25 protein-coding genes are annotated in these 22,725 nt (G+C 59.4%); 12 read left to right on the forward strand and 13 right to left on the reverse strand.

Annotated elements, in window-relative coordinates; translation table 11 throughout:
* Positions 1 to 39: 39 nt before the first annotated feature.
* Positions 40 to 1,251, forward strand: coding sequence for a pyridoxal phosphate-dependent aminotransferase (locus ACZZ0A_RS16690; RefSeq protein WP_007908620.1), 1,212 nt, complete (start codon positions 40 to 42; stop codon positions 1,249 to 1,251).
* Between the two features lie 303 nt (positions 1,252 to 1,554).
* Positions 1,555 to 2,442: a protease HtpX gene (gene htpX, locus ACZZ0A_RS16695; RefSeq protein WP_007908619.1), complete on the forward strand. Its 888-nt coding sequence runs from the start codon at positions 1,555 to 1,557 to the stop codon at positions 2,440 to 2,442.
* Positions 2,443 to 2,640: 198 nt separating this feature from the next.
* Here htpX and ACZZ0A_RS16700 read toward each other — a convergent pair whose 3' ends face one another.
* A complete protein-coding gene (locus ACZZ0A_RS16700) occupies positions 2,641 to 3,288 on the reverse strand; it encodes a thiopurine S-methyltransferase (protein WP_463543479.1) in 648 nt (215 codons plus the stop codon).
* Between the two features lie 103 nt (positions 3,289 to 3,391).
* Here ACZZ0A_RS16700 and ACZZ0A_RS16705 point away from each other — a divergent pair, with 103 nt between their 5' ends.
* Positions 3,392 to 4,159, forward strand: coding sequence for a DODA-type extradiol aromatic ring-opening family dioxygenase (locus ACZZ0A_RS16705; protein WP_414916821.1), 768 nt, complete (start codon positions 3,392 to 3,394; stop codon positions 4,157 to 4,159).
* Positions 4,160 to 4,318: 159 nt separating this feature from the next.
* Here the strand turns inward: ACZZ0A_RS16705 and ACZZ0A_RS16710 are convergent, their stop codons facing one another.
* Positions 4,319 to 5,992, reverse strand: a complete 1,674-nt coding sequence (locus tag ACZZ0A_RS16710; RefSeq protein WP_007908612.1) for a DEAD/DEAH box helicase — start codon at positions 5,990 to 5,992, stop codon at positions 4,319 to 4,321.
* Positions 5,993 to 6,414: 422 nt separating this feature from the next.
* Between ACZZ0A_RS16710 and ACZZ0A_RS16715 the strand changes: the two genes are divergently transcribed.
* Positions 6,415 to 7,206, forward strand: a complete 792-nt coding sequence (locus tag ACZZ0A_RS16715) for a crotonase/enoyl-CoA hydratase family protein (protein ID WP_007908610.1) — start codon at positions 6,415 to 6,417, stop codon at positions 7,204 to 7,206.
* Between the two features lie 132 nt (positions 7,207 to 7,338).
* Here ACZZ0A_RS16715 and ACZZ0A_RS16720 read toward each other — a convergent pair whose 3' ends face one another.
* Positions 7,339 to 8,094, reverse strand: a complete 756-nt coding sequence (locus ACZZ0A_RS16720) for a spermidine synthase (protein WP_463543480.1) — start codon at positions 8,092 to 8,094, stop codon at positions 7,339 to 7,341.
* 153 nt (positions 8,095 to 8,247) lie between these two features.
* On the opposite strand from ACZZ0A_RS16720, the gene ACZZ0A_RS16725 reads away from it, so the two are divergent.
* Complete coding sequence (locus tag ACZZ0A_RS16725) at positions 8,248 to 9,594, forward strand: class II 3-deoxy-7-phosphoheptulonate synthase (protein WP_003226774.1); 1,347 nt, start codon at positions 8,248 to 8,250, stop codon at positions 9,592 to 9,594.
* A gap of 132 nt (positions 9,595 to 9,726) precedes the next feature.
* On the opposite strand, the gene ACZZ0A_RS16730 is transcribed toward ACZZ0A_RS16725, so the two are convergent.
* Together ACZZ0A_RS16730 and ACZZ0A_RS16735 are read right to left on the reverse strand one after the other, a co-directional pair.
* The gene (locus ACZZ0A_RS16730) at positions 9,727 to 10,953 is read right to left on the reverse strand and encodes a winged helix-turn-helix domain-containing protein (protein WP_463543481.1); all 1,227 of its coding nucleotides are present in this window, start codon (positions 10,951 to 10,953) and stop codon (positions 9,727 to 9,729) included.
* 80 nt (positions 10,954 to 11,033) lie between these two features.
* Positions 11,034 to 11,255: a DUF1127 domain-containing protein gene (locus ACZZ0A_RS16735; RefSeq protein WP_007908607.1), complete on the reverse strand. Its 222-nt coding sequence runs from the start codon at positions 11,253 to 11,255 to the stop codon at positions 11,034 to 11,036.
* Between the two features lie 96 nt (positions 11,256 to 11,351).
* Between ACZZ0A_RS16735 and ACZZ0A_RS16740 the strand changes: the two genes are divergently transcribed.
* Positions 11,352 to 12,206: a LysR substrate-binding domain-containing protein gene (locus ACZZ0A_RS16740; RefSeq protein ID WP_007908606.1), complete on the forward strand. Its 855-nt coding sequence runs from the start codon at positions 11,352 to 11,354 to the stop codon at positions 12,204 to 12,206.
* Here the strand turns inward: ACZZ0A_RS16740 and ACZZ0A_RS16745 are convergent.
* Positions 12,196 to 12,942 (reverse strand): sulfite exporter TauE/SafE family protein, encoded by a 747-nt coding sequence (locus tag ACZZ0A_RS16745; protein WP_007908605.1) that lies wholly within the window; start codon positions 12,940 to 12,942, stop codon positions 12,196 to 12,198. The two genes, ACZZ0A_RS16740 and ACZZ0A_RS16745, sit on opposite strands and share 11 nt — an antisense overlap.
* A gap of 112 nt (positions 12,943 to 13,054) precedes the next feature.
* On the opposite strand from ACZZ0A_RS16745, the gene ACZZ0A_RS16750 reads away from it, so the two are divergent.
* The 3 genes from ACZZ0A_RS16750 (at position 13,055) to ACZZ0A_RS16760 (ending at position 15,286) form a co-directional block, all read left to right on the forward strand.
* Positions 13,055 to 14,011, forward strand: coding sequence for a LysR family transcriptional regulator (locus ACZZ0A_RS16750; protein WP_042705017.1), 957 nt, complete (start codon positions 13,055 to 13,057; stop codon positions 14,009 to 14,011).
* Positions 14,012 to 14,083: 72 nt separating this feature from the next.
* The gene (locus ACZZ0A_RS16755) at positions 14,084 to 14,539 is read left to right on the forward strand and encodes a MarR family winged helix-turn-helix transcriptional regulator (RefSeq protein ID WP_177321068.1); all 456 of its coding nucleotides are present in this window, start codon (positions 14,084 to 14,086) and stop codon (positions 14,537 to 14,539) included.
* 327 nt (positions 14,540 to 14,866) lie between these two features.
* Positions 14,867 to 15,286, forward strand: coding sequence for an organic hydroperoxide resistance protein (locus ACZZ0A_RS16760; protein ID WP_007908600.1), 420 nt, complete (start codon positions 14,867 to 14,869; stop codon positions 15,284 to 15,286).
* 195 nt (positions 15,287 to 15,481) lie between these two features.
* Here ACZZ0A_RS16760 and ACZZ0A_RS16765 read toward each other — a convergent pair whose 3' ends face one another.
* Positions 15,482 to 16,051: an elongation factor P gene (locus tag ACZZ0A_RS16765; protein ID WP_007908599.1), complete on the reverse strand. Its 570-nt coding sequence runs from the start codon at positions 16,049 to 16,051 to the stop codon at positions 15,482 to 15,484.
* Between the two features lie 48 nt (positions 16,052 to 16,099).
* On the reverse strand, positions 16,100 to 17,242 hold the full coding sequence (gene earP / locus ACZZ0A_RS16770; protein ID WP_463543482.1) for an elongation factor P maturation arginine rhamnosyltransferase EarP: 1,143 nt from the start codon (positions 17,240 to 17,242) through the stop codon (positions 16,100 to 16,102).
* A gap of 124 nt (positions 17,243 to 17,366) precedes the next feature.
* Between earP and ACZZ0A_RS16775 the strand changes: the two genes are divergently transcribed.
* Positions 17,367 to 17,774, forward strand: a complete 408-nt coding sequence (locus ACZZ0A_RS16775) for a hypothetical protein (RefSeq protein ID WP_007908595.1) — start codon at positions 17,367 to 17,369, stop codon at positions 17,772 to 17,774.
* A 2-nt stretch (positions 17,775 to 17,776) separates the two neighbouring features.
* Positions 17,777 to 18,259 carry a GreA/GreB family elongation factor gene (locus tag ACZZ0A_RS16780; RefSeq protein ID WP_007908593.1) on the forward strand — a complete coding sequence of 161 codons (483 nt, stop codon included), beginning with the start codon at positions 17,777 to 17,779 and terminating at the stop codon, positions 18,257 to 18,259.
* Between the two features lie 9 nt (positions 18,260 to 18,268).
* Here the strand turns inward: ACZZ0A_RS16780 and cysB are convergent, their stop codons facing one another.
* From cysB to ACZZ0A_RS16805, 5 genes are all read right to left on the reverse strand, one after another.
* Positions 18,269 to 19,243 carry an HTH-type transcriptional regulator CysB gene (cysB, locus tag ACZZ0A_RS16785; protein ID WP_007908591.1) on the reverse strand — a complete coding sequence of 325 codons (975 nt, stop codon included), beginning with the start codon at positions 19,241 to 19,243 and terminating at the stop codon, positions 18,269 to 18,271.
* A 113-nt stretch (positions 19,244 to 19,356) separates the two neighbouring features.
* Positions 19,357 to 19,860, reverse strand: a complete 504-nt coding sequence (locus tag ACZZ0A_RS16790; RefSeq protein WP_007908589.1) for a universal stress protein — start codon at positions 19,858 to 19,860, stop codon at positions 19,357 to 19,359.
* A 98-nt stretch (positions 19,861 to 19,958) separates the two neighbouring features.
* Positions 19,959 to 20,864 carry a 5'-nucleotidase gene (locus ACZZ0A_RS16795; RefSeq protein WP_007908587.1) on the reverse strand — a complete coding sequence of 302 codons (906 nt, stop codon included), beginning with the start codon at positions 20,862 to 20,864 and terminating at the stop codon, positions 19,959 to 19,961.
* A 22-nt stretch (positions 20,865 to 20,886) separates the two neighbouring features.
* Positions 20,887 to 21,843, reverse strand: coding sequence for a putative 2-dehydropantoate 2-reductase (locus ACZZ0A_RS16800; RefSeq protein ID WP_123375523.1), 957 nt, complete (start codon positions 21,841 to 21,843; stop codon positions 20,887 to 20,889).
* Positions 21,840 to 22,226 (reverse strand): YbbN family protein, encoded by a 387-nt coding sequence (locus ACZZ0A_RS16805; RefSeq protein ID WP_042705015.1) that lies wholly within the window; start codon positions 22,224 to 22,226, stop codon positions 21,840 to 21,842. The genes ACZZ0A_RS16800 and ACZZ0A_RS16805 overlap by 4 nt, the downstream gene beginning before the upstream one ends.
* On the opposite strand from ACZZ0A_RS16805, the gene ACZZ0A_RS16810 reads away from it, so the two are divergent.
* On the forward strand, positions 22,225 to 22,668 hold the full coding sequence (locus ACZZ0A_RS16810; protein WP_007908584.1) for a PilZ domain-containing protein: 444 nt from the start codon (positions 22,225 to 22,227) through the stop codon (positions 22,666 to 22,668). The two genes, ACZZ0A_RS16805 and ACZZ0A_RS16810, sit on opposite strands and share 2 nt — an antisense overlap.
* The last annotated feature ends 57 nt before the right edge of the window (positions 22,669 to 22,725 follow it).

Raw genomic sequence — 22,725 nt, forward strand, 5'->3', positions numbered from 1 at the left:
TCCACCGCCTGGATCGTTCATTTTCGGGATCACATCGCCATGCAGTTCAGCAAATCGAACAAGCTCGCCAACGTCTGCTACGACATTCGCGGCCCGGTGCTCAAGCACGCCAAACGACTGGAAGAGGAAGGCCAGCGCATCCTCAAGCTGAACATCGGCAACCCGGCGCCGTTTGGTTTCGAAGCGCCGGATGAAATCCTCCAGGATGTGATCCGCAACCTGCCGACCGCGCAAGGCTACAGCGACTCCAAAGGTCTGTTCAGCGCGCGCAAAGCGGTGATGCAGTACTACCAGCAAAAGAATGTCGAAGGTGTCGGCATCGAAGACATCTACCTGGGCAACGGCGTGTCCGAGCTGATCGTGATGTCGCTGCAGGCGCTGCTCAACAATGGCGACGAAGTGCTGGTGCCGGCCCCGGACTATCCGCTGTGGACCGCCGCCGTCAGCCTCGCCGGTGGCAATGCCGTGCATTATCTGTGTGACGAGGGCGCCGACTGGTTCCCGGATCTGGCCGACATCAAGGCCAAGATCACCCCGAACACCAAAGCCATGGTGATCATCAACCCGAACAACCCGACCGGCGCGGTGTATTCGAAGGAAGTGTTGCTGGGCATGCTGGAAATTGCCCGTGCGCACAATCTGGTGGTGTTCTCCGACGAGATCTACGACAAGATTCTGTACGACGATGCCGTGCACATCTGCACCGCGTCGCTGGCCCCGGACCTGCTCTGCCTGACCTTCAACGGTCTGTCGAAGTCGTACCGTGTGGCGGGTTTCCGTTCCGGCTGGATCGCGATCTCCGGGCCGAAGCACAACGCGCAGAGCTACATCGAAGGCATCGATATGCTGGCCAACATGCGCCTGTGCGCCAACGTGCCGAGCCAGCACGCGATCCAGACCGCACTGGGCGGCTATCAGAGCATCAATGATCTGGTGCTGCCGCAGGGTCGTCTGCTGGAGCAGCGCAACCGCACCTGGGAATTGCTCAACGACATTCCCGGCGTGAGCTGCGTCAAGCCGATGGGTGCGCTGTACGCGTTCCCGAAAATCGATCCGAAGGTCTGCCCGATCCACAACGACGAAAAATTCGTCCTCGACCTGCTGCTCTCCGAGAAGCTGCTGGTGGTACAGGGCACGGCGTTCAACTGGCCGTGGCCGGATCACTTCCGCGTCGTCACGCTGCCTCGCGTCGATGATCTGGAAATGGCCATCGGCCGCATCGGCAACTTCCTCAAGTCTTACCGCCAGTAACTGGCCAGCAGTGCGCAACGGCCAAACGTTGCGCACTGTCTGATTCAGCAACACTTCTGCGTTCCACCTCCGCGCACGCCTTCTACACTTGCGATTCATACCGGTTACCTGCGTCCGGCGTAATGGCGACGGGTCGCGGCTGGCCGTCATCCCTATCAGTTTCTGTCGTGGGAAATGTGCCGAGCACCGAAGAATCTGCTGTAGGACACAGTTTGAAATAGTCACTCAGTTGAATAGCCCGGTGCAGCACCTTATATACCCCGCAGTACGCTACATCTTTAGCTTGAGGAGATTTCTACAACCATGATGCGCATCCTGCTGTTTTTGGCCACTAACCTGGCGGTCGTGCTGATAGCCAGCATCACCCTGAGCCTGTTCGGCTTCAACGGGTTCATGGCGGCCAACGGGGTTGATCTCGACCTTAGTCAGCTGCTGGTTTTCTGTGCAGTCTTTGGTTTCGCCGGCTCGCTGTTCTCGCTGTTCATCTCCAAGTGGATGGCGAAGATGAGCACCGGTACCCAGATCATCAGCCAGCCACGTACCCGGCATGAGCAATGGCTGCTGCAAACCGTTGAGCAACTGTCCCGCGAAGCCGGGATCAAGATGCCCGAAGTCGGTATTTTCCCGGCCTACGAAGCAAACGCCTTCGCCACTGGCTGGAACAAGAACGACGCGCTGGTCGCGGTCAGCCAGGGCTTGCTCGAGCGCTTCTCACCCGATGAAGTGAAAGCCGTACTGGCCCACGAAATCGGTCACGTGGCAAACGGCGACATGGTCACGCTGGCGCTGATCCAGGGCGTGGTGAACACCTTCGTGATGTTCTTTGCGCGGATCATCGGCAATTTCGTCGACAAGGTGATCTTCAAGAACGAAGAAGGCCAGGGCATCGCCTACTACGTGGCGACCATCTTCGCCGAACTGGTACTGGGCATTCTCGCCAGTGCGATCGTCATGTGGTTCTCGCGCAAGCGCGAATTCCGTGCCGACGAGGCCGGCGCACGTCTGGCTGGCACCAGCGCGATGATCGGTGCACTGCAACGCCTGCGCGCCGAACAGGGCCTGCCGGTGCACATGCCGGACACCCTGAACGCCTTTGGCATCAACGGTGGCATCAAACAGGGCTTTGCCCGCATGTTCATGAGCCACCCGCCGCTGGAAGAGCGTATTGACGCGCTGCGTCGTCGCGGTTGATCTGACCGGTAACAATGAAAAGGCCCGCAGTGATGCGGGCCTTTTTTGTTGCCATGATTAGTTCGCGGTTGCTGATGGCCCTATCGCTGGCAAGCCAGCTCCCACAGTGGGCTGTGGCGTTTTGAAGATAGAGAGAACACGATTGAACCCTGTGGGAGCTGGCTTGCCAGCGATGAGGCCAGTACTCCCCCTAAAGAGCTATAGGCCAGAAACGCGGTACACCCGCTCCTCAAGTCGCGTCACGCCCGCCTGCAGGAACTTCCAGCTCTCGCCCAGCACATCCTGCTCCTCGAGCACTTGCACCTGCCAGGCATCCCCCAGCAACCGCTGCACCTCATCATCCCCCACCGCAAACGGCGGCCCCGGCATCTGCGCCTGATCGTAATCCAGCGTGATCAGCAACCCTTGTACACCTTGCGGGAGAATCCGCTGAAGATGCGCCGCATAACGCTCACGCATCGGCGCTGGCAAGGCAATCAGCGCGGCGCGGTCGTACAACGCTGTGCAATCGGCCACATCACTCGCTGTCAGCGCAAAGAAATCCCCACACCACAACTCGATGGCGTCACCCCGATAGACCTTGAACGCGCCCTTCTCGCTGATCTGCGGCTGCACCTGATGTTCACTGAAAAAGTCCTCGATAGCCTTTTCCGACAATTCGATCCCGAGCACCTGATGACCGCGCCCTGCCAGCCACGCCAGATCCAGACTTTTCCCACACAAAGGCACGAGCACTCGCGCCGTTTCAGGTGCCGCCCAGTGCCGCTGCAGATACGGGTTCACCTCGGGCAGATGGAAACCGATCTGGCCCGAAGCCCACTTCTTGTGCCAAAACTCAGGCTGCATGCATCACTCCCAATAATTCGATCAAAAAGCATCAAAACTTATATTAGATTTAGATCAATGATCTGACTGAAGATGAGGCCATCTTAACGCTCAGGAACCCATCATGTTTCCCAGCCTGTTTATTTCCCACGGTTCACCCATGCTCGCGCTGGAACCCGGCGCCAGTGGCCCGGCGCTGGCGCGTCTCGCAGCCGAATTACCGAAACCCAAAGCCATCGTGATCGTTTCTGCGCATTGGGAAAGCCACGAGTTGCTGGTCAGCAGTAACGCGCAACCGGAAACCTGGCACGACTTCGGCGGCTTTCCGCGTGCATTGTTTGAAGTGCAGTACCCGGCGCCGGGCAATCCGCAACTGGCTGCCGAAGTGGCTGATTTGCTGGCAGCCAACAACCTGACTGCCCGCCTCGACCCACAACGTCCATTCGATCATGGTGTTTGGGTGCCGTTGTCGCTGATGTACCCGCAGGCGGATATTCCAGTGGTGCAGGTTTCGCTGCCGAGTCGCGCGGGCCCGGCGCTGCAAACCCGGGTCGGCCGAGCGCTGGCGAGTCTGCGTGATCAGGGCATTCTGCTGATCGGCTCCGGCAGCATCACCCACAACCTGCGCGAACTGGACTGGCACGCCGGCCCGGAAAGTGTCGAGCCGTGGGCGCGAGATTTCCGTGACTGGGTGATCGAGAAGTTGGCGGCGGACGATGAGGCGGCGCTGCATGATTACCGCCAGCAGGCGCCGAATGCAGTGCGCAGCCATCCGAGTGATGAGCATTTGTTGCCGCTGTATTTTGCCCGGGGCGCGGGCGGTGAGTTCAGTGTGGCGCACAAGGGCTTCACGATGGGTGCGTTAGGGATGGACATCTATCGCTTTGGTTAAAAGCAAAAGATCGCAGCCTTCGGCAGCTCCTACATTTGGAATGCGTTCCCTCTGTAGGAGCTGCCGAAGGCTGCGATCTTTTGATCTTTCAGGCAGACAAAAAAAATCCCCGAACCAGTCGGGGATTTTTTATGTTCGATCAATCAGCCCAAGGGCGGATCAATCTTCGCGGTAGCGACGCAGTTTCAGCTGCTTACCGGCAACGCGAGTGTCCTTCAGTTTGGTCAGGAGTTTGTCCAGACCATCTTCCGGCAGCTCGACGAGGCTGAAGCTGTCACGCACCTGGATGCGACCGATCGCTTCACGGGCCAGACCGCCTTCGTTGAGGATGGCGCCCAGCAGGTTTTTCGCAGCGATACCATCACGCGCACCCAGCGCGGTACGGCAACGAGCACGGCCTTCGCCCAAAGGCATTGGCGCGCGACGCTCGCGGTCACCACGATCAGGACGATCACCGGTGCGCTCAGGACGGTCGCCACGCGGTGCGTTGTTCGGCACCAGTGGACGTTCCTTCTCGATCGCAGCCAGGTTCAGCGCTTGACCGTTGGTGGCTTTGCGCAGCAGCGCAGCAGCCAGAGCACGCGGAGTGCAGCCGATGTCTGCAGTCAGACGATCGAGCAGATCACCGTGAGTCGATTCGGCATCAGCGACCAGCGGCGACAGGCTGTTGGTCAGTTTCTTGATGCGTGCATCGAGAACAGCTTGAGCGTCCGGCAGGCGAACTTCGGCAACTTTCTGACCGGTTACACGCTCGATCACTTGCAGCATGCGGCGCTCACGTGGAGTCACCAGCAGCAGTGCACGACCTTCGCGACCGGCACGGCCGGTACGGCCGATACGGTGAACGTAGGACTCTGGGTCGTACGGCATGTCAACGTTGAACACGTGAGTGATGCGCGGAACGTCCAGACCACGAGCAGCAACGTCGGTCGCAACAACGATGTCCAGACGGCCATCTTTCAGCGAGTCGATCACGCGCTCACGCTGGTTCTGGGCGATGTCACCGTTCAGCGCCGCGGCTTTGTAGCCTTTGGCGTCGAGGGCGCTGGCCAGATCCAGGGTCGCTTGCTTGGTGCGCACGAACATGATCAGTGCGTCGAAGTCTTCCACTTCCAGCAAGCTGAGAACGGCCGAAGTCTTCTGGTCAGCGTGAACCAACAGGTGAGCCTGTTCGATCGCGGTAACGGTCTGGGTCTTGGTCTGGATCTTCACGTGTTGCGGATCGCGCAGATGGCGTTCGGCAATGGCGCGGATCGACTGCGGCAGGGTAGCCGAGAACAATACGGTCTGACGGGTAGGTGGCAGAGCCTTGAAGATGACTTCCAGGTCATCCATGAAGCCCAGTTTCAACATTTCGTCAGCTTCGTCGAGAACCAGGTGGTTCACGGTCGACAGCACTTTTTCGTCACGACGCAGGTGGTCGCACAGACGGCCCGGAGTGGCGACAACGATCTGTGCACCATTACGGATTGCTTTCAGTTGCGGGCCCATCGGCGCGCCGCCGTAAACGGCCACAACAGTAACGCCCGGCATTTGCTTGGCGTAAGTTTCGAAAGCGGTTGCTACTTGCAGCGCCAACTCACGAGTTGGCGCCAGGATCAGGGCTTGCGGTTCGCGCTTGGCAGGATCGATGCGGTGCAGAATAGGCAGTGCGAACGCGGCGGTTTTACCGGTACCGGTTTGCGCCTGGCCAATCATGTCCTGGCCGGCCATGATGATCGGGATCGATTGCTGCTGAATCGCCGAAGGCTCTTCGTAGCCGGTCGCTGCGACGGCTGCAAGAATATTCGGGTTAAGATTAAAAGCGGCGAATCCGCCGGTTTCCTGGGTCATGGGTCTGCCTCTAAGTGCATCCGCAAAGACCCATGCTCCAAAGCTGCGCATGCCGTGTTGAGACTCAAGAGTCGCCCTGGCAGCTTTGTCGGCGGGGATTTGCGAAAACGAATGAATGAAAAAAGAATCGTCCGGGAAGAGCCCGCAATGCGGACGTGCAGCCGAAGCTGACTTCGGGAAATTGCGCTACCTAAACGCGGCCCGGTTAAAGGCCGGCGCGCACTATACCGGATTTTGCCCAAAAAGGGAGCTTTTTTTATCGTCAAAATACCTGTGTCACCGCTGTGTAACGGGGTTTTGCGGATAATCGCGCCAAGGTCTATTTTTCAAAGGCCCGGCCCTGCTGGCGATGACGCTAAAACGATTCACCGACCTGCGGCATACCGTCGCTGTACCCGCCCTTCCCGCCCGAGGATTTCGCCATGAATCAGCCCTGCCCCGGCCGCGTCAGCCGTGAACGCCGTGGTCACGTCCACCTGATCGGCCTTGATCGAGCGGCCAAGCGCAATGCTTTCGACCTCGACCTGCTCAATGACCTGAGCCTGGCCTATGGCGAGTTCGAGGCCGACAGCGAGGCGCGGGTAGCGGTGGTGTTTGGACATGGCGAACACTTTACCGCTGGTCTGGATCTGGTGAATGCCAGCTCGGCTTTGGCCGAAGGTTGGCAGGTTCCGACCGGCGGTTGCGATCCGTGGGGTGTTTTCGTCGGGCCTCGGGTGAGCAAACCGGTGATTGTCGCCGCGCAAGGCTATTGCCTGACCATTGGGATCGAGTTGATGCTGGCCGCCGACATTAACCTGTGCGCGAGCAATACCCGTTTCGCGCAAATGGAAGTGCAGCGTGGGATTTTTCCTTTTGGTGGCGCGACTTTACGTTTTCCCCAGATGGCCGGCTGGGGGAATGCGATGCGCTGGTTGCTGACCGGGGATGAGTTCGATGCGCACGATGCGTTGCATTTGGGGTTGGTGCAGGAAGTGATGGCCAGTGAAGACCTTTTGCCGCGGGCGATTGAGTTGGCTGAGCGGATTGCCCGACAGGCGCCGTTGGGGGTGCAGGCGACGTTGCTGTCGGCGCGCCAGGCGCGGTATGAGGGTGAGACGGCGGCAGCGCAAGGGTTGCCGGCGCTGGTGAAGAAGTTGCTGGCCAGTGAAGATGCCAGGGAGGGGGTGCGCTCATTGGTGGAGCGGCGACCTGGCATATTCAAGGGGATCTGAGAATTATGTCGCCTGTCAGGGCGCCATCGCTGGCAAGCCAGCTCCCACAGTGACCGAGTCGTTCACACATTTTGCGTGCGGCGCGAACCCTGTGGGAGCTGGCTTGCCAGCGATGGGGCCAGCACTGACGCCTCAGGTGGCCGGGCGAATACTGTTGATCAACGGCTGCAACGAATACCCCAACTTCGGTGCCAAGGCTTCAGCCCGGGCGGTCAGCGCTTGCATGTCCAGCACCTGATCGAGATCCGCCGGCACAATCAGAATCACATTGCCCTCCTTCACCGGCAGTTCCCAGTAATGCCGGTGATAGAGCCCACGCAACAACGCCGCGCCCAGCGGCTTGCCGTCATCGGTGGCCCACTGATTGATCACCAGCCAGCCGCCCGGATTCAAACGCTTCTGACAGTCGCCAAGAAAACTCCAGGCCAGATGCCCGACGCCCGGCCCGACATCGGTGTACAGGTCGACGAAAATCAGATCCGCAGGCTCGGCGGTCGGCAGCAGTTCCAGCGCATCGCCAACGCGGATATACAACCGTGGATCATCATCCAGCCCAAGGTATTCGATCGCCAGACGTGGCACGTCCGGGCGCAACTCGATGGCTTCGACATCTTCCAGCGGCAGAAACTTGAGGCACGCCTGAGTCAGCGTCCCGGCACCGAGCCCGAGAAACAGCGCACTCTCCGGCTGCTCATGGCACAACGCGCCGATCAGCATCGCGCGGGTGTAATCGTATTCCAGCCAGCTCGGGTCTGCGGTGAACACGCAGCTCTGCTCGATCGCATCGCCGAACTCGAGAAAGCGGTAATCGGCCACTTCCAGCACGCGAATCACGCCGAACTCATCCTGTACTTCGGCGAGCAGATGCTCGACGCGCTCCTCAGTCATTTCGTCTCCTGATGGTCACCGGGCGCGGTGACGCGATGGCACCGCTGTGGGGCCGTGGCAAAGCGGCGATTGTCGGCGATGGGGCGGGAGCAGGTCACGCACTAATTGCTGCTACCATGGGCTTCCCGTGCGTAGAACCAACTAGAGACCGTGATGAGCCAACCGTGGAGCCCTGACAGCTGGCGCGCCCTGCCGATCCAGCAACAACCGCAATACCCCGACGCCGCGCACTTGCGCCAGGTCGAGCAAACCCTGGCCAGTTATCCGCCGCTGGTGTTTGCCGGTGAAGCGCGCGAACTGCGCCGACAGTTTGCCGAAGTCACCCAGGGCCGGGCCTTCCTGTTGCAGGGCGGCGATTGTGCGGAAAGCTTTGCCGAGTTCTCCGCGGCGAAGATTCGCGACACCTTTAAAGTGTTGCTGCAAATGGCCATCGTCATGACTTTCGCCGCCGGTTGCCCGGTGGTCAAGGTCGGGCGCATGGCCGGTCAGTTCGCCAAGCCGCGCTCGGCCAACGACGAGACCATCGACGGTGTGACCCTGCCGGCTTATCGCGGCGACATCGTCAACGGCATCGGTTTCGACGAGAAAAGCCGCGTACCGGATCCGGAACGTCTGCTGCAGTCTTATCACCAGTCCACCGCGACGCTGAACCTGCTGCGCGCGTTCGCGCAGGGCGGTTTTGCCGACCTGCATCAGGTGCACAAGTGGAACCTCGACTTCATCGCCAACTCGGCGCTGGCCGAGAAATACAGCCATTTGGCCGACCGCATCGATGAAACCCTGGCATTCATGCGCGCCTGCGGCATGGACAGCTCGCCGCAACTGCGCGAAACCAGTTTCTTCACTGCCCACGAAGCGCTGCTGCTGAACTACGAAGAAGCCTTCGTGCGTCGCGACAGCCTGACCAACGATTACTACGATTGCTCGGCGCACATGCTGTGGATCGGCGACCGCACCCGCCAACTCGACGGCGCTCACGTCGAATTCCTCCGTGGCGTGAACAACCCGATCGGCGTGAAGGTCGGCCCGAGCATGAACCCGGATGATCTGATCCGTCTGATCGACGTGCTCAACCCGGATAACGATCCAGGTCGTCTGAACCTGATCGCACGGATGGGTGCGAACAAGGTTGGCGATCACCTGCCGGCGCTGATCCGCGCGGTGCAGCGTGAAGGCAAGCAGGTGCTGTGGAGTTCCGATCCGATGCACGGCAACACCATCAAGGCCAGCAGCGGCTACAAGACCCGCGACTTTGCGCAGATCCTCGGTGAAGTCAAACAGTTCTTCCAGGTGCACGAAGCTGAAGGCAGTTATGCCGGCGGCATTCACATCGAGATGACCGGGCAGAATGTCACTGAGTGCATTGGTGGCGCGCGGCCGATCACTGAAGACGGATTGTCGGACCGCTATCACACCCATTGTGATCCGCGGATGAATGCTGATCAGTCGCTGGAGTTGGCGTTTTTGATTGCCGAGACGCTGAAGCAGGTTCGCCGCTAAGATTCGACATCTTTATCGCTTTAACTGGCCTCATCGCTGGCAAGCCAGGCTCCCACAGTGATCGCGTCGATCACAAAATATATGTACGACGCGGACACTGTGGGAGTCTGGCTTGCCAGCGATGGCGTAAGGTCAGTCGCACCCAATCTGTGCCAATGCCACCCGTAACCGCGCCGCACTCTCGCGCTGACAATTCAGCTGCACCCGCGCAAGCCCCAGCCAATCCGCCATCTGCCGCAAATTCACCGCCAGCGCCAGCATCCCCTCCTCATCCAGCCCCGGCTCTTCCTCGTGCACCGCATGCACCGCCAACTGCCCCGCCGCCCGCTCGGCACGTAAATCCACCCGCGCAGCAATCCTCTCGTTGTGCAAAAACGGCAACACGTAATAGCCGTAAACCCGCTTGTCCTGCGGCGTATAAATCTCCAGTCGATAACGGAAATCGAACAAGCGCTCAGTGCGGCTGCGCTCCCAGATCAACGAATCGAAGGGCGACAACAGCGCGCTGGCCACAACCTTGCGCGGGACTTTCGGCTCCGGCAGGCAATAGGCGACCTGCCGCCAACCGGCGACTTCGCACATCTGCAGTTGCCCGGCCTCGACCAGTTCCGCCAGACGTGGACGGGCATCCGCCGGGTTCAGCCGAAAGTAATCACGCAGGTCTTTTTCAGTGCCGACGCCCAAGGCCTGTGCCGCGTGCAGCAGCAATCCCCGTTGCGCCTCCGCCTCGCCAGGTAAGGCTTGCTGGAGGATCGAAGAAGGAATGACGCGCTCCGGTAAATCATACAAACGCTCAAAACCGCGGCGGCCCGCCACTGTCACTTCACCGGCAGCAAACAACCATTCCAGCGCATGTTTTTCTGCGCTCCAGTCCCACCACGGCCCGGCCTTGTCTTCCCGGGTTGAAAGGCTGCCGGCGCCTAAGGCGCCCTGCTCCTCAACGGAACTCAACACCCGACGAACAACGTCCTGCTGCTCGCGACCGAATCTGGCCAGTTGCTGATAGATATCCTCGCCACGCCTGGCCCGCTGCATGCGCCAGCCCAGCAACGGATACATCGACAGCGGCAACAATGAGGCTTCGTGCCCCCAGTATTCGAACAACGAACGACGTCTCCCCGAACTCCAGGCAGCCTGGTCGAGCAAGTCAGAGGAATAAGAACCGAGACGGGAGAACAGCGGCAGGTAGTGCGAGCGCACCACGGCATTGACGGAGTCGATTTGCAGCACGCCCAGCCGTTCGATCAGCCGGTGAACGTGAGCGGCTTTGACAGTCGGCGGCTGGCGCCCGTTGAATCCTTGGGCAGCCAGCGCCAGTCGTCGCGCCTGTTTGAGGGAAAAGGATACTGTTGCGGGCATGAGCATCTCCTTGTCTGCTCGCAACCTACCCCACTTGAAGCTGGTTTGTGTAGCGCTCTGCTCATCATTTATGCAGCGGGTCATTTATGCATCGGATCATCCCAGAACGGCCGCACGGCTTCGTGTTCAACGTCGGCACGACTCACCCCGATGTCCTTCAACGCTTCGTCACTCAGACTGGCCAGCAACTCGCGTTCACGGTGCAGTTCGTACCAGCGGCTAAACTTGTGCAGCAGGTCGGAAACGATATGGCCGTGGCCGGAAAATTTTGATTCGTCTACATACTCTCTTTGACCTTTCATCGTGTTGCCCTCCATGTGGATGGCTCAAGTCTCGCGCCGGCGCTAAGATCAATCCAACGAATGTTTCTGATGGCATGCATCACGGAGATTCATCAATTGTCGGCCTACCCCAGTATCGATACCGATGTCCTGCGCACCTTTGTCGCCATCGCTGATCAGGGCGGTTTCACCCGCGCCGGCGAAATGGTCAACCGCACACAGTCGGCGGTGAGCATGCAGATGAAGCGTCTGGAAGAAGACGTATTGCAGCGACAGTTGTTCGAGCGCGATGGACGCCAGGTGCGCCTGACCGCCGAGGGCCAGGTGCTGCTCGGTTACGCGCGGCGCATCCTCAAGTTGCACAGTGAGGTGTTCAACACATTGCGTGAGCCACATATGGTCGGCACGGTGCGCATCGGTACGCCGGACGATTATGTGATGCGATTTCTGCCGGGGATTCTCTCGCGGTTCGCGCAGTTCTATCCGCTGATTCAGATCGAAGTGCACTGCGAATCGACCAAGCAGCTGCTGCAACGCACTGATCTGGACCTGTCGATCGTCACCCGCGAACCGGGCAACGAGATCGGCCAGTTGCTGCGCAAGGAGCGTTTCGTCTGGGCCGAGGCGCAGAATTTCAGCGCCCACGAACAGACGCCGCTGCCCTTGGCGATGTTCAACAGCGATTGTTTCTGCCGTTTGTGGGCGTGTAATGCACTGGATGCGATGGGCCGCGAATACCGCATCGCCTACAACAGCACCAGCCTGTCGGCGCTGATGGCCGTGGTCAGCGCGGGTCTGGCGATCACCGCGCAACTGGAAAGCCTGATCACCCCGGACATGCGCATTCTTGGCGCCGCCGAGGATCTGCCACTGCTGCCCGAGGCCAGCATCATGCTGATCCGCAACCTGAACAACCCGTCGCCGATCACCGAGTGCCTGGCCGAGCACATCGTCGAAGGCTTCAAACTTTAAACGCGAGCATCACCGCACACAGCACCAGGAAACCGCAGAACAGCCCGCGCAGGAGTTTTTCCGGCATGGCGTGGGCGACTTTCACGCCCCAACTGATGCTGGCCAGACCACCGATGGCCAGCGGCAGGCCGATCATCCAGTCCACTTCGTGGTGGACCGCGTAAGTCACCAGGGTCACGCCGGTGCTTGGCAAGGCCAGCGCCAGCGACAAGCCTTGAGCAACCACTTGCGTGGTGCCGAACAAGCTGGTCAGCACCGGCGTTGCCACCACCGCACCGCCGACACCGAATAAACCGCCCATGGTCCCGGACGCCGCGCCAAGCACGCCAAGCCACGGCCAGGAATAGCGCATTTCGGACGTCGCAGCAGGTGGCTTGCCGAACATCTTCAACAAGTTGTAGATCGAGAGCACCACCAGGAACGCGACAAAGCCGATGCGCATGGTTTGCGCATCAATGCCCACTGCCCAGATCGAACCGATCCAGGCAAAGCAAAAGCCCATCACCGCCAAGGGCAGCGCATGTCGCAGTTCGATGCGATTGCGCTGGTGATAACGCCACAGCGCCAGCATCACGTTCGGCACTACCATGACCAGCGCCGTGCCTTGGGCGATCTGCTGATCGAGACCAAACCAGACGCCGAGCAACGGGATAGCGATCAAGCCGCCGCCGATGCCGAATATGCCACCGAGAGTGCCAAGGGCGGCGCCGAACAACAGGTACAACACAAACTCCATCACAGCCAATTCCTCTTACGTCGGGTGACTCATCCTACGCAGTCGCGGCTGGCGGGGAAACGCATAGCAACGCACAATGGCTATGCCGATTTCGCACAAGCATTTAGCCGATATGAACCCTAATCAATTGACCGATCAACTCGGGCTGTTTCTCGACGTGCTGGAAAGTGGCAGTTTTTCCGCCGCTTCACGTCGTCATCCGCTGACACCGTCGGCCGTCGCGCGACGGATCGACAGCCTGGAAAGCGCCGTCGGCAGCCAGTTGTTTATTCGAAGCACCCACGCCGTACGAGCAACACCCGCCGGCCTGGCGTTTGCCGAACGCGCCCGGCGAATTGTCGCCGAGTTGCAACTGGCCCGGGCCGAAGCCGTGTCCCTGAGCAGCGCGCCGGAAGGTCTGATCCGCATTGACGCCCCCGCCGCGTTTGGACGCCGGCATCTGGCGCCAGTGATCGCTGACTTTCTCGTGCTCTACCCCGGACTGGATGTGCAATTGCACCTGATCGACAGTTTCGTCGACATGGGCGGCTCGAACCTGGGCAAAGTCGATCTGGTGCTGCGCGCCGGGCAAATGGCCGATACGCGACTGGTGGCCACGCCACTGGCGAGCATGGTGCGCATTGCCTGCGCCAGCGCCGAGTATCTCCAGCGTCGTGGGGTGCCAAGCGTTCCTGCGCAGTTGCATGAACACGATGGTCTCGACTGGGAGGGGCTCGCTCCGCCCTTCGCCTGGCGCTTCGAACACGACGGGCAAATGCAATTGCATCGCCCGGGCCGTATCCGCATGAGCGCCAACAATGCCGAAGCCCTGGTCTGCGGCGCTTTGGCTGGCTTGGGCATCGCCCATCTGCCGACGTGGCTGGCCAGCGAATACCTGTTGCGCGGCGAACTGCTGCCGTTGTTCTGCGAAAACGGTCTGCCGATGCCGGAGTCCACCGGCATCTACGCTCTGCGCATGGAACAACAAACCAACTCGCGCAGCCGCCTGCTTCTGGAGTATCTCAAGACCCGTTTCAGTCCAGTGCCTCCGTGGGATCTGGCCCTACAGCGGGATCTGGGTCGACACTAGCACTGGAGAATTATCTGGCGCATTAAAGATTCGAGCGCTAGATTCATGTCCATCACCGATCAAGGCTTTGACATGACTTCCGAACGCGACACCTGTGATGACCTGCTGCTGGATAACCAGGCCTGCTTCGCCCTGCATTCCACCTCGTTGATGATGACCAAGGTCTACAAGCCGCTGCTGCAAGCGCTTGGCCTGACCTATCCGCAGTACTTGGCGATGATGGTGTTGTGGGAGAAGGATGGTTTGACCGTCGGAGAAATCAGCACTCGGTTGCTGACCGATCCGGGCTCGCTGACGCCACTGCTCAAGCGCCTGGAAGGCGAAGGTTTGCTCAGCCGCACGCGCAGTCGAGAAGATGAGCGCGTAGTGATCGTCGAGCTGACCGAGCAAGGCCGCGCGTTGCAAGAAAAAGCCCAGACCGTTCCACAATGCATCCTCGGCGCCAGCGGCTTTTCTCTGGAGCGTCTGCAACACCTGCAAGCGGAGTTGCAGGCACTGCGCAGCCATCTACAAGAAAGCCTGATCTGACCCAACACTTGTCCCCTGTGGGAGCGAGCCTGCTCGCGAATGCGATCTGTCAGCCAACTGATTTGTTGAGTGAGACATCCCATTCGCGAGCAGGCTCGCTCCCACATTGATTTCGTCGCCAGCAAAATATTTTCAACAACTGATCTGCAGCACAAACCGCTCTAAATCAAGGCTTACAGACCATCTCTCATCCCCACCCCTTAGTCAAAGCGCGGATTTCTCAATAATATATCTTGCGCACTAAATATTCGCGCGATACATTTATCTCGCAGTTACTTAGCGCGCAAATAATTAGCGCAACACATCGCACTCAACGAGGCTCACACCATGCAAACTCTCTACACCGCAATCGCAACCTCCACTGGCGGCCGTGATGGTCGTGCGATCTCCAGCGACAACATCCTCGACGTCAAACTCGCTACTCCGAAAGAACTCGGCGGTGCCGGTGGCGCAGCGACCAACCCAGAGCAACTGTTCGCAGCCGGCTATTCGGCCTGCTTTATCGGTGCGCTGAAATTCGTTGCCAGCCAGACCAAACGCAAAATCCCTGACGACGCCTCGATCACCGCCCACGTCGGTATCGGCCAGATTCCTGGCGGCTTCGGTCTGGACATCGACCTGCACATCAGCCTGCCGGGCCTGGAACAAGCCGACGCACAAGCGCTGGTCGACGCTGCTCACCAGGTCTGCCCGTACTCCAACGCCACCCGTGGCAACGTCGATGTGCGTCTGCACGTCACCGTTTGAAGCCATACGCAAATTCCAATGTAGGAGTGAGCCTGCTCGCGATAGCGGTTGAGTCAATCAATGTAGATGTCGACTGGAATGACGCTATCGCGAGCAGGCGAAGGCCTACAGGGGATCCTGCGGCGTGACACATATCGCAGGCACAAAAAAGCCCGACTCAATGGTCGGGCTTTTTCTTTCCGCAAAAACCGATGCTTATTTAGCACGGCCTTTGTAGGAACCGCCTTCGCGGGTGTCGATTTCGATCTTGTCACCGATTTCGATGAAGTCAGCAACTTGCAGCTCAGTACCGTTGGCCAGCTTGGCTGGCTTCATGACTTTGCCGGAAGTGTCGCCACGCGCCGAACCTTCGGTGTAGTCAACTACGCGCACGATAGTGGTCGGCAGCTCTACGGAAACCAGACGCTCTTCGAAGAAGATCGCTTCGCAAACATCGGTCATGCCTTCTTCAACGAAAGGCAGAACAGCTTCGATGTCTTCAGCGTTCAGCTCGTACATGGTGTAGTCAGTGGTGTCCATGAACGTGTAGGTGTCGCCGCTGATGAAGGACAGGGTCGCTTCTTTGCGGTCGAGGATTACGTCGTCCAGTTTGTCGTCAGCGCTGTAAACGATCTCGGTCTTGTAACCGGTCAGCAGGTTTTTCAGCTTGGTTTTCATGATCGCGCTGTTACGGCCCGATTTGGTGAATTCAGCTTTCTGAACCAGCCAAGGATCGTTCTCGAGACGGATCACGGTACCGGGTTTCAGTTCTTTACCAGTTTTCATTGCGAATATCCGAATTTGGATGGGATTTACAAAAATCTAGGCCGCGTATCATATCCAATTTAGGTAAAACTGTACCAGCGCTGCGGCAAGATCAGCCTGCAAGCCTTGTTCCAGACACCATTTTTCAGCATTTTCCTGCAGTTCCGGCCAGTGTTTGCGGGTCGCAAGCCAATGTTCACCGATCGGTTGACTGGCACTCCACGCCCGCCACAGACCGTTTATCGCCTCAGCGGCGCCCGGCGACAAGCCTTTTGTGTAGAGCGCAAGGAAGGCATCGAGCTTGTCCAGATGGATGTCTTCGTCCTGCTGATAGATGTGCCAGAGCATCGGCCGCGCCGCCCATTGCGCCCGCACGAACGAGTCCTCACCACGCACCGCGTTGAAATCGCAGCACCAGAGCAAGTGATCATATTGATCCTGTCGGACGAACGGCAGCACCTGCACGGTGAGCGACTGACGCACATGAATCGCACCAACCGCAAGGTTTTCCACCTCGAGCCAGCGCGCCACATCGCCAAGAATCCGCCCTTCCGGCACCAGCAGATGAGTCGGTGCAGCGTCCGCCGCCAAAACGTCCAGCCAGCTGGCCAACCCCGCATTCTCGTAGGCAAACAGCGAAATCAGCTGAACGCCAGGTGCAGGATCGATGCCAAGACTTTGCAGGAATTGGCGCTGAGCCTCGGCATCCTGCTGAAATTGCCGACGCTGATCGAGCAATCCTCGCTCTCGCAACAATCCGCCAGTGCCCGGCTGGAATCCCGGAAAGAAGAAGAATTTCTGCACCGTTTTGTATTTGACCGACGGCAATCCATGGCAACCGATCACCCAGTCTTCGGCGCTGAGATAATCGAGGTTCATCCACAGTGGCGGCTGCTCGCGCGCAGCCATCGCGTCCATGTAGTCAGTGGGCAACTGACAGGCAAATGCGGCGATCACGACATCGGCGGCGTCAGCGTGCGACCACTCGGCCGGCCAGTGTCGCACTTCGACGCCATGCTGCCATTGCTGTGCCTGGTCGATATCGATCTCGGGGCAGATACGTTCAAACGCACGCAGATCATCGACCCATAAACGCACCGGCAAACCATGCTCAGCCACCAATTGCCTGGCCAGACGCCAGGTCACGCCGATGTCGCCAAAGTTGTCGACCACGGTGCAGAAAATATCCCAGCGGGGTTTTAATTCCGGCATTCAAGACTCCCGTTGGCAAAAGCAGCGATTGTCCGCATAAATGACCTCGCGCAGAAGAGCCGACGGCGATTAATCTTCGTGCGACAATCGCCACTTGCCCGTCATCATCCGCCAGGAGGCTGCCATGCCCTATCGCCCCAATCCGCGTCGCCCGTTGCCTGTTCAGCTAAGTGCGCTGCATTTGACCGGCAGCATTGCCTTGGGCATGTGGCTGGGCTTTCTCGCCATTGCGCTGACCTGTTGGCTGCTGTCGCATTTTGTCTTCAAAGAGCAATTGGTACCGGTGGCTCAAGCGGTGCAGCAACTGGCCAATCCGCCCGCCGTGCAGGTGCAGCCGGACATTCCGCCGCAGAGCCCGCTGTTCGACCAGTACGAAGAAAACCTGCGCAAGAATGAACAGCAGGCTCGACTCGATCAAGCGCGCAGCAGTTCGCGAAATCAGTCGAACCCGAAATGCCAGTTCTGGCTGCAGCAGGATCAGACGGCTCCAAGCGAGAAAAGCCGCGCCAACGTTTTGCAATTCTGCGATTGATCATGAACAAACACAGCGTCCACCAACTGATTCTCGACAAACTGCGCGTTGACCTCGACATCGCCGAACGCGCCGCACAAACCGCTTACGAAACCGCAACCCACGAAGAAAACATCGCCGAAAACAAGTACGACACGCTGGGTCTTGAGGCGTCGTATCTGGCGGCCGGACAGGCGAAACGTGTCGAAGAAATTCGCCATTCATTGGCGCTGTGCCAGAACCTGACTCTGCGTGCCTACGATGAAAATCGTGGCATCGAGGTCGGCGCCCTGCTCGGTCTGGAAGACGAAAAGGGTCGCGAGCAATGGCTGTTTCTGGCACCGGATGCGGCAGGTCTGAAAGTCGACGTGGTCGGTCAGCCGATTACCGTCATCACCCCGCGCTCGCCGCTGGGCAAAAGTCTGCTGGGCAAGCTAGAAGGTGATGAGGTGGAGATACTGGTGGCGGGCACCCGGCAACAGTTTGCTGTCACCGAGGTGCTCTGATTCAACGGATCAGTGAACCGGCAGTTCGACGCCGTCGAACAGTTCTTCCAGTTCCTGCTTGTTGTGGCACTGAATGGCTTTGGCCATCACTTCGCGGGTCAGGTGCGGGGCAAACTTCTCGATGAAGTCGCACATGAAACCACGCAGGAAGGTGCCGCGACGGAAACCGATCTTGGTGATGCTCGATTCGAACAGTTCGCTGGCATCCAGCACCACCAAATCATTATCGAGCTTGGTGTCGACGGCCATTTTCGCCACGATGCCCACGCCCAGGCCCAGGCGCACGTAAGTTTTGATCACGTCGGCGTCGGCAGCCGTGAACACCACTTTCGGCGTCAGGCCACGATGGCTGAAAGCTTCGTCGAGTTTCGACCGGCCGGTGAAACCGAACACGTAAGTCACGATCGGGTATTCGGCCAAGGCTTCGAGGGTCAGCTTCGGCAGCTTGGTCAGCGGGTGGCCCTGCGGCACGACCACGCAGCGGTTCCAGCGGTAGCAAGGCATCATCACCAGGTCGCCGAAGAGCTCCAGCGCTTCGGTGGCGATGGCAAAATCCACAGTGCCGTCAGCGGCCATTTCGGCGATCTGCATCGGCGACCCCTGGTGCATGTGCAGCGCCACGTCGGGGTATTGCTTGATGAAATTACTGATCACCGGCGGCAGTGCGTAACGTGCCTGGGTGTGGGTGGTGGCGATCGACAGGGTGCCTTTTTTCTCGTTGGAGAATTCCTGGGCGATCTGCTTGATGCTTTCGACCTTGCGCAGAATCTCACCGGCGGTGGTGATGATGCGCTCGCCGGCCGGGGTCACGCGGGTCAGGTGCTTGCCGCTGCGGGCAAACACTTCGACGCCAAGTTCGTCTTCCAGCAGGCGGATTTGTTTACTGATGCCCGGTTGCGAGGTGTAAAGGCTTTGGGCTGTAGCGGAAACGTTGAGGTCGTGGTGCGCCACTTCCCAGATGTAGCGCAATTGTTGAAGCTTCATATGAATCCCTCAAAGCAGGTAGACGCCACGGGCATCAGCGACGGTATATAACTATATTAATGGTTTGAATAATAAATCTAGAACTTTTTTATCAAAGCGCCATTATTCCTGCCTCAGCGATCCTCCCGCCGCCGACGCTCCACCAACGGCACCAGATAAACCGGCACCTTGGCCAATTGCAGGACCCGCGCCGCCGTGCGCCCCAACGGCGTTTCCGCGCCCACCCCGTGGCTGTGACTGCCGACGATCAGCAGATCGACAGAGAGTTTCTGCACCTGGTCGAGTATCACTTGCGACGGATCACCCTGCAGCACGCGCACCGCGCGAATGCGCTGCAGATCCTGCTCGCCTTCATCTCCCAGTTCTTCGCGAAAACTTTCCAGCACCCGCTGCTCGATATTGGCGATGACAGTTTTCAGACCCTGGCTGTGAAATTCGTTCAATGCCTGCTCGTCGAGATAGCTCTGCAACACCGATTCGGCAAACAGCCCCATCGGCTCCACCGCGTGCACCACGTACAAATCGGCATTGAATGTTCGCGCCAGCGCCAAGGCATGCTGCATCACTAACGGTGCGTACAGACCGAGGTCAGTGGCATACAGCATCGAACGAATCATATGACCTCCTCGCGTGCCAACATGGCGGAGATTTGATTCAGCTTAGCAGTGCCTTGGCGAGTACGACGTGCGACGCAACGTCTTGAAGCACGTAGGCTTTAGACCGACGGTTCGTTACTGATGCCGTGCGGTACGTGGCCGGTGGCAACGACTTCGCGGGCGAGTTCGCAGTGGCCGGCCTGATCGTCGAAAAACACGTCGGCAGCAAACGCTTCAAGGAACGCCGACTTGGTCAGGCCGCCGAGGAACAGGGATTCGTCGAGGCGGATGTCCCACTCGCGCAAGGTGCGGATCACCCGCTCATGGGCCGGCGCCGAACGCGCGGTGACCAGCGCCGTGCGGATCGGGCAATCGTCATCGGGAAACTCGCGCTGCAACAGATTGAGCGCTGCCAGAAAGCCTTTGAACGGCCCGCCGCGCAAAGGCTCGCGGGCGGCTTCACGCTCCTTGGCCTGAAACGCTTCCAATCCGCCGGATTGATAGACGCGCTCCGACTCATCGGAAAAGATCACCGCGTCGCCGTCGAAGGCGATGCGCAATTCGTCGCTGGCCGCGCGGCTGGCGCCACCGGACAGAATGGTTGCAGCAGCGAATCCGGCATCCAGCGCGGCGCGCACATCTTCGGCATGAGTCGACAGAAACAGGTCGCAACCGAACGCTTTCAAATACGGATACGGACTGCGCCCGCCGACGAACGCCGCGCGGGAAATCGCCAGACCGTAATGGTGAATCGAGTTGAACACGCGCAGTCCGGTGTCGGCGCTGTTGCGCGAGACCAGAATCACCTCGACCCGTGCTCGTCCGAGGCGACTGTTCAGGCTCAGGAGTTTTTCCACCAGCGGGAAGGCGTCGCCGGGCGCAAGAATTTCGTCTTCGTGCTCGATCTGATATTGCCGATAGGCTTCGACCCCGCTCGACAGATAGACCTTGTGGCTCTCGCTCAGGTCGAACAAGGCGCGCGACGAAATCGCCAGCACCAGTTTGTCATCGATGTTCTTGGCCATGCCTTCCCCCAGAGCGACCGGCTTAAACGTTGCGCCGGTCGATAAAACTTAAATTGCGATACAACGCTTCGATGCGCGGCAGCTCACAGCCCGCCGCTTTCGCCGCTGCCAATGGCCGAGCGTAGATCGCTTGCAGCTCCAGCGGGCGTTTGTGTGAAAAGTCGTGGTACATGCTCGGCCAGTAGTCGGGCATTTTCTCGGTCATCATGAACAGATAGTCGGCGTATCCCGGCGGCACGTCATGGCCGCAGGCCTTGGCGCCCTGCACCACTTCGGCCATCAACGCCTGAATCAACGCGCGACTGTCGGCATCGGCCATCAGCGGTGTGGTGCTGGCGCCGAGCAGAACCGAAAGTCCGTTATAAGGAATATTCCACACCAGTTTCTGCCAGCGCGCCTGTTGCAGATTGGGCATCGCCTGGGAATCGATTCCGGCAGCGCGGAACAACCCGGCCCCCTCCTCGACGATCGCCATAGGTGCGACGTCATCACTGGCCGGACCGCTGTGATAACCGACGTTCACCGCGCCCAAGGCTTGATGGGTGACTTGTCCAGGTCCCTCACGATGCACGCAGATCAGGCACAAACCGCCCAGCAGGTGAAGAGAGTCGGGAAGCAGTTCACGCAGGCTGTCCTCGACGTCGAGACCGTTTTGCAGGACCAGCACTTTCGCATCGGGTTTGGCCGCTTGAATGATTGAAGGCGCGAGGCCGGCGTTGCTGGTGGTTTTCGCTCCCACCAACAGCCAGTCGCATTTGGGCATGTCTTCGGCCGACGAATAGGCCTGCGCCGGATGCAACGTCAGCGGGCCATGCACCGCGCTGTTGATGTGCAAGCCGCGCTCGGCCACCGCTGAAAACTCGCTGCGCAACAGGAAGTGCACATCGAAACCGGCGCGCGCCAGCATCACACCGTAAAACCCCCCGATTGCACCGGTACCGATAATCCCTACGACCGGTTTATTCACTGCCCCCATCATGGCAACTCCTCTGCAATTCGACCCAGTGCCTGCGCCAGCGCCGCGTTCAGCGCATCGGCCGTCAGGCGCGTGTGCAATGCCCCAAAGAACTCGCCGTCGCGCACCACAAACAGCGCCGGCAAATGAAAGACCTGATAGCGCTCCACCAACCCGCCGTTGTCGCCGGCATCGATCCAGCACAACTGATCGATTGCCAGATCGAGTCCCGGCAACACCTCGCGGGCATAACGGCAACTGGCGCAGCCGACGCTGGTGAAAATCACCAGCGAAACGCCGCTCATCGCCAATAGCCGTTGGTCGGCGTCGAAATCGGTCAGTTCGGATTCGACCACTATACTGGGGGAAACAATGTCAAATGGCCGACACAGGGAGTCTGTGCTCATGGGACGTTTCATTCCTCATCCGGACGAGGTGCCGGTTGAATTAACCTTGCTCAAGCCTGAGTGTATTTCCAGGCAACAGCTGCACACTATCAGCCTCGGCGGCATCGCTTGCAATTACCACCGTGCCTGGCGCCATGGCACCGCCCTGCAAGTACGCATGCCGACACTGAATGCCGACATCTGTTATCCGGGCTATGTAGCGTGGTGCCTGCGACGCAAAAAAGGCTATCTGGTGGGCATCGCGTTCACCGATGAGCAGACGCTGTTCAGTGCGCGAATGGGTGAGCAAGTGTGTCAGATCGAGCGCTATTGCCGCATGCACGACACCCACGATGACCTGCAAGAAATTCAGGCAGTGGCCCTGCAATGGGTCGAGCAACACGCCGACGAGTTCTCCCACGACAGCGTGCGCAAGGCTTTTGCGCAGCCAGCGCTGGACTAAAGCACCTTTTGCCCATTGTCTAGCAGGCGCTTTACGCGCTAAGGTTCCGCTCCCCGA

This window comes from Pseudomonas sp. AC242, from assembly GCF_979258655.1.

What these genes read in the sequence shown, in the direction of transcription:
- ACZZ0A_RS16690 (WP_007908620.1), top strand. Translation starts at nt 40, where the DNA reads ATGCAGTTCAGCAAATCGAACAAGCTCGCCAACGTCTGCTACGACATT.
- htpX (WP_007908619.1), top strand. Translation starts at nt 1,555, where the DNA reads ATGATGCGCATCCTGCTGTTTTTGGCCACTAACCTGGCGGTCGTGCTG.
- ACZZ0A_RS16700 (WP_463543479.1), bottom strand. Translation starts at nt 3,288, where the DNA reads ATGCAGCCTGAGTTTTGGCACAAGAAGTGGGCTTCGGGCCAGATCGGT.
- ACZZ0A_RS16705 (WP_414916821.1), top strand. Translation starts at nt 3,392, where the DNA reads ATGTTTCCCAGCCTGTTTATTTCCCACGGTTCACCCATGCTCGCGCTG.
- ACZZ0A_RS16710 (WP_007908612.1), bottom strand. Translation starts at nt 5,992, where the DNA reads ATGACCCAGGAAACCGGCGGATTCGCCGCTTTTAATCTTAACCCGAAT.
- ACZZ0A_RS16715 (WP_007908610.1), top strand. Translation starts at nt 6,415, where the DNA reads ATGAATCAGCCCTGCCCCGGCCGCGTCAGCCGTGAACGCCGTGGTCAC.
- ACZZ0A_RS16720 (WP_463543480.1), bottom strand. Translation starts at nt 8,094, where the DNA reads ATGACTGAGGAGCGCGTCGAGCATCTGCTCGCCGAAGTACAGGATGAG.
- ACZZ0A_RS16725 (WP_003226774.1), top strand. Translation starts at nt 8,248, where the DNA reads ATGAGCCAACCGTGGAGCCCTGACAGCTGGCGCGCCCTGCCGATCCAG.
- ACZZ0A_RS16730 (WP_463543481.1), bottom strand. Translation starts at nt 10,953, where the DNA reads ATGCCCGCAACAGTATCCTTTTCCCTCAAACAGGCGCGACGACTGGCG.
- ACZZ0A_RS16735 (WP_007908607.1), bottom strand. Translation starts at nt 11,255, where the DNA reads ATGAAAGGTCAAAGAGAGTATGTAGACGAATCAAAATTTTCCGGCCAC.
- ACZZ0A_RS16745 (WP_007908605.1), bottom strand. Translation starts at nt 12,942, where the DNA reads ATGGAGTTTGTGTTGTACCTGTTGTTCGGCGCCGCCCTTGGCACTCTC.
- ACZZ0A_RS16750 (WP_042705017.1), top strand. Translation starts at nt 13,055, where the DNA reads ATGAACCCTAATCAATTGACCGATCAACTCGGGCTGTTTCTCGACGTG.
- ACZZ0A_RS16755 (WP_177321068.1), top strand. Translation starts at nt 14,084, where the DNA reads ATGACTTCCGAACGCGACACCTGTGATGACCTGCTGCTGGATAACCAG.
- ACZZ0A_RS16760 (WP_007908600.1), top strand. Translation starts at nt 14,867, where the DNA reads ATGCAAACTCTCTACACCGCAATCGCAACCTCCACTGGCGGCCGTGAT.
- ACZZ0A_RS16765 (WP_007908599.1), bottom strand. Translation starts at nt 16,051, where the DNA reads ATGAAAACTGGTAAAGAACTGAAACCCGGTACCGTGATCCGTCTCGAG.
- earP (WP_463543482.1), bottom strand. Translation starts at nt 17,242, where the DNA reads ATGCCGGAATTAAAACCCCGCTGGGATATTTTCTGCACCGTGGTCGAC.
- ACZZ0A_RS16775 (WP_007908595.1), top strand. Translation starts at nt 17,367, where the DNA reads ATGCCCTATCGCCCCAATCCGCGTCGCCCGTTGCCTGTTCAGCTAAGT.
- ACZZ0A_RS16780 (WP_007908593.1), top strand. Translation starts at nt 17,777, where the DNA reads ATGAACAAACACAGCGTCCACCAACTGATTCTCGACAAACTGCGCGTT.
- cysB (WP_007908591.1), bottom strand. Translation starts at nt 19,243, where the DNA reads ATGAAGCTTCAACAATTGCGCTACATCTGGGAAGTGGCGCACCACGAC.
- ACZZ0A_RS16790 (WP_007908589.1), bottom strand. Translation starts at nt 19,860, where the DNA reads ATGATTCGTTCGATGCTGTATGCCACTGACCTCGGTCTGTACGCACCG.
- ACZZ0A_RS16795 (WP_007908587.1), bottom strand. Translation starts at nt 20,864, where the DNA reads ATGGCCAAGAACATCGATGACAAACTGGTGCTGGCGATTTCGTCGCGC.
- ACZZ0A_RS16800 (WP_123375523.1), bottom strand. Translation starts at nt 21,843, where the DNA reads ATGATGGGGGCAGTGAATAAACCGGTCGTAGGGATTATCGGTACCGGT.
- ACZZ0A_RS16810 (WP_007908584.1), top strand. Translation starts at nt 22,225, where the DNA reads ATGGGACGTTTCATTCCTCATCCGGACGAGGTGCCGGTTGAATTAACC.
- ACZZ0A_RS16805 (WP_042705015.1), bottom strand. Translation starts at nt 22,226, where the DNA reads ATGAGCACAGACTCCCTGTGTCGGCCATTTGACATTGTTTCCCCCAGT.